The organism is Pseudomonas sp. PHC1 (assembly GCF_046487845.1).
GTDB classification, from domain to species: Bacteria; Pseudomonadota; Gammaproteobacteria; order Pseudomonadales; family Pseudomonadaceae; genus Aquipseudomonas; species Aquipseudomonas sputi.
In genome coordinates, this window is sequence record NZ_JBJXHJ010000046.1 from 1 (window position 1) to 3,208 (window position 3,208).

At 53.1% G+C, this 3,208-nt stretch carries 4 protein-coding genes and 1 pseudogene; 3 read left to right on the top strand and 2 right to left on the bottom strand.

The window, feature by feature from the left end:
* Positions 1 to 302: pseudogene (locus tag ACKJSM_RS28550) on the bottom strand (TerC family protein); the annotation flags it as partial.
* A gap of 615 nt (positions 303 to 917) precedes the next feature.
* Between ACKJSM_RS28550 and ACKJSM_RS28555 the strand changes: the two are divergent.
* Together ACKJSM_RS28555 and ACKJSM_RS28560 are read left to right on the top strand one after the other, a co-directional pair.
* On the top strand, positions 918 to 1,490 hold the full coding sequence (locus tag ACKJSM_RS28555) for a TetR/AcrR family transcriptional regulator (RefSeq protein ID WP_410239527.1): 573 nt from the start codon (positions 918 to 920) through the stop codon (positions 1,488 to 1,490).
* The gene (locus ACKJSM_RS28560) at positions 1,487 to 2,443 is read left to right on the top strand and encodes a DMT family transporter (RefSeq protein WP_410239528.1); all 957 of its coding nucleotides are present in this window, start codon (positions 1,487 to 1,489) and stop codon (positions 2,441 to 2,443) included. Before ACKJSM_RS28555 ends, ACKJSM_RS28560 begins: the two co-directional genes overlap by 4 nt.
* A gap of 252 nt (positions 2,444 to 2,695) precedes the next feature.
* Here the strand turns inward: ACKJSM_RS28560 and ACKJSM_RS28565 are convergent, their stop codons facing one another.
* Entirely contained in the window at positions 2,696 to 2,929 is a 234-nt protein-coding gene (locus tag ACKJSM_RS28565) for an ATP-binding protein (RefSeq protein WP_410239529.1), read from the bottom strand.
* A gap of 112 nt (positions 2,930 to 3,041) precedes the next feature.
* On the opposite strand from ACKJSM_RS28565, the gene ACKJSM_RS28570 reads away from it, so the two are divergent.
* Positions 3,042 to 3,208 (top strand): alpha/beta fold hydrolase (locus ACKJSM_RS28570; RefSeq protein ID WP_410239530.1); only part of this gene is annotated, 167 nt, incomplete at its 3' end.

Below are 3,208 nucleotides of genomic sequence, written 5' to 3' on the forward strand. Positions count from 1 at the left end.
ATCATCGCCATCAGGAACACGTTGTCCATCGACAACGATTTCTCGATCAGAAAACCGGTGTAGAAATCCATCCCGGCATCACCGCCCTTGACCTGCCAGACCCAGAGGCCGAACAGCAAGCTAGCCGTAATATAGCCAGCAGAAAGCAGCAGACTTTCAGTAACGCCGATTTCTCGCTGCTCACGGTGGAGGATCCCAAGGTCGAAGACCAACAGGCCTATCACGATGCTTATAAAGACTAGCCACAACCAAGTGGCGGTGCCGAGGAGCTCGGCCAGGAAGAACGGTTCTAGGGCAGTCATGAGCCCCTCCTCTAAGTGTCGAAGTTATACAAACTGCAACTCCGACATGGCAGCGGATAGCTGTCAGAGGGGCCCGGCATTGCGAAATAAAATCTAGAGAAAGGCGTGAGACTTCTCAATCACACAAGGGTTGCAAGGTATTACAAGCAGGTAGGTAGGTACGCCGCATCGAAAGTCGGAATATCGATATACAGAAATAAGATCTGCGTCCAGAGATTCTTTAGCAGAACCTGGGGCTCGCTCCCTGGGTTTTTGTTGCCGAACTTAGCGATTAAATTAGCCTGAACATCCTAAACGTAAGACCGGTACCGAAGAAAGTCCGCGTAAGGCAAAGCTCCTCTAAGTTAATAACGCAATAGCGAAAAAAGCAGTGGCCTTGTCGGGCACTCGTTTCATTTGGGGGGGCTGCGATTTTAGATATGACGAAGGCTATCCCGCATCGAGGCCAAGGGCGCCTTCAGGGATATTCGCTGATTGGCCAAATCCTATGATTTACTACCGCGTCGGCATGGTGCTGCTTGTGTCGTAGCTGCCATGATTCAGGTCGTATTTGGATGAACCTCAATCTTACCGGTCAGTATAGTCAACTCCATCCCGACGCCGGAGTGCCTTAAATTGGACAATACCCGTGAGCGCTTGATTGACTCAGCGCTGAAGCTATTTCTGTCACAAGGTATATACGTTACTGGTGTGATGGCCATCGCCGCGATGGCGGGTGTTACCAAGATGACGCTCTACAGCCATTTCCCCTCCAAGGATGCGCTGATAGTGGCTTGCCTTGAGGAGCGTGACCGACGCTGGCGTGAAGAGGTAGCGCGCACTTTGGCAGGGCATCCTGACCCGGTCAGTGGCATGCTCGCTTTTTTCGATTTGTATCAATGCTTTCTTTTGCAAGATAGCGAGCGCGGGTGCCTGTTCGTCAACAGTGCGGCTGAATTCCCCCAGTTTAGCCACCCTGTGCATTTGGCAGTGAGCAGGCACAAGCAAGGGATACGCGACAATCTCACTACCTTGGCCGTGAGCGCCGGTATAAGTGACCCTGACGTAGTTGCTGAGGGGCTGTTTATCTTACTGGAGGGCAGTTTTGTCAGCGGCGCCATGGGCCAGGACGTGCGGGTATTCGACACTGCCCGACACGTAGCTCATTGCTGGATCCGGAAGCAGGCCCAACAGGAGCAGAGCGTATGACCCTCGGCCTATTGGCGGCCATTGCCGCCACTTTTTCATGGTCGCTGCTCTACATCTTTCCGGGGTTGGTCGGCGATTACAGCCTTTTTGATCTGGCTGTGGTGAGCTATGCCTTTGCCGGTTTAGGTAGCCTGCTTGTGCTGTTTGTTTACCGCAGCGAAGTTCGGCAATTGCGACTGAGCGACTGGGCCTGTGCCGCACTGCTGGGCTTCTTGGGATACATCGGCTACTTCTTCCTGATCACCACTGCGGTCTTGGCAGCTGGGCCGGTGATCCCTCCGGTAATGATGGGGTCAGTACCGATTGTTCTAGCGATTGCCGGCAACATGCGAAGCTCCAGCGTGCCCTGGCGCGCCATTGCAGGGCCGCTGCTGGTGGCGGCATTGGGCATAAGTTTGGTCAACTTGAGCGTGTTTGATTTTAGCGCCGCAAAGGTGGTGCTCCCGACCCATTCGATACTGCTGGGGCTGCTCGCATCGTTAATGGCAATTGGATTTTGGACGAGCTTTGGATTGTTAAATGAAAGTGCTTTGGCTCAGCGCCCAAGCATGTCCCCCATGTTGTGGTCAGCCATGCTGATCTTCATGTGCAGCGTCGAGATGCTGGCGTTCATACCCGTCGGTCTGCACTTGAACCTGTCCCACTTCGCTAGCCATCCGAGCGGGTTAGCAGGTACTCAGGCGCTATTAGTCTGTGGGTTGATTCAGGGGTTAGGGGCTACCCTTGCGGGTGCCTGGGCATGGTCAATTGCAACTCGACGTCTACCTCTGGCTCTCAGCGGGCAATTGATCGCCAGCGGTACCATCTATGCAACTACGATGGGCCTGCTCATCAACCAACGCTGGCCCTCTCCTATGGAAGCGCTTGGGACAGGGTTGCTATTCGTAGGGGTGGTTTGGGCAATTCACTCCTTTTATCGCAGGCAAACACGTATCGAAAGCATGGCTGGATAACTGGTCTTAGCCAAAATTGCCGGCATGGGCACTTCAGGTGTCCACTTTGGAGTCATCTGACCCTCGAACAATTGGAAACCTTAGCCCTTATCGCTGAGATCGGATAGGTGACTTTGGCAGACGTACCAATGTCCGCCAGCTCTGCAGTGGGCACAGCAAATCTTGGCCATCCCGATCAAGCGCTTCGGCCAACTCAGTACAGGGCAATTTGCCAGCATTCGCTGTGTCAAGTGTAATAACTTCGGTTTGAGTTCAGGCACTTTTAAGGGGAAACTCCAAGTGAAAGCTTGTACCTGCTTCAGTGCTATCAACTCTTACAGAACCGCCATGCAGTTGCATGATTGAGCGCACAGTGGCCAATCCCAGACCACCAGAGTCGTCGGGCTGATTACGTGAAGGGTCGAACCGGTAAAAGCGCTCAAACAATCGCGGTAGATGTTCTGCTGCAATCGGCTCGCCGTGGTTGTGCACCGTAATTTCGAGCATTTCTTCCCATTATCGAGAACACCAGTACAGCGGTTCCCTTTACAACCGCCTACGGTTTCTGCGTGAGGTGATTGCTGGGGTAGCCGAATGTAAAGCTGGGAGTTTATCCGATATGACCTCGATTAAAACAAAAGACGGCACTGAAATTTTCTACAAAGACTGGGGCCCTAAAGATGCGACGCCCGTTGTGTTTCACCACGGATGGCCACTGAGCTCAGATGATTGGGACAATCAAATGATGTTCTTTCTGGAGAAAGGTTTCCGGGTCATCGCCCATGA